The sequence below is a fragment of the Streptomyces sp. DH12 genome, from assembly GCF_020873895.1.
Lineage (GTDB): Bacteria > Actinomycetota > Actinomycetes > Streptomycetales > Streptomycetaceae > Streptomyces.
In genome coordinates this window covers 1-444 of the sequence record NZ_JAHWGT010001147.1, presented here as the reverse complement: position 1 = coordinate 444, position 444 = coordinate 1, and the positions used below count along the sequence as shown (strand labels likewise).

Below are 444 nucleotides of genomic sequence, written 5' to 3'. Positions count from 1 at the left end.
CGCTTGTGCGGCACCCGCGCGCCGATCGCCGTCAGCAGCGGCGCACCGATCACCACGCCCAGCGCGTAGGCGGAGACGACGTTGCCCGCGGCCGGCACGGACACCGCCAGACCGTCGGCGATCTGAGGGAGCAGCCCCATGGAGACGAACTCGGTCGTACCGATGCCGAACGCGACGACGGCCAGGGCGAACAAAGCCAAGGGCATGGCAGAGGGAAACCTTCCGAGTAGGAGCCGGGTGAGGGCGCACACCGCGGGGCACCGCGGTCACCGGTTCTCGTCCGGTGGCAGCGGTGCGTGGTCGGTATGGGCGGTCCGGCGCCGGTCCTCGTCGTCCGGGCGTGGTTGCCGCGTGCACCAGCCTGCCAGACCCGCCTACGGGTGGTGAAACCGGGCGGCCACAATCCCGGCCCCCGGCGCCTGTCCCACCTCTACAGCGCGTGGA

1 pseudogene is annotated in these 444 nt (G+C 72.1%); it reads right to left on the bottom strand.

Annotation, left to right across the window (positions count from 1 at the left end):
* Positions 1-206 (bottom strand): annotated as a pseudogene (locus LPA54_RS38970) (MFS transporter); the annotation flags it as partial.
* Positions 207-444 lie beyond the last annotated feature (238 nt).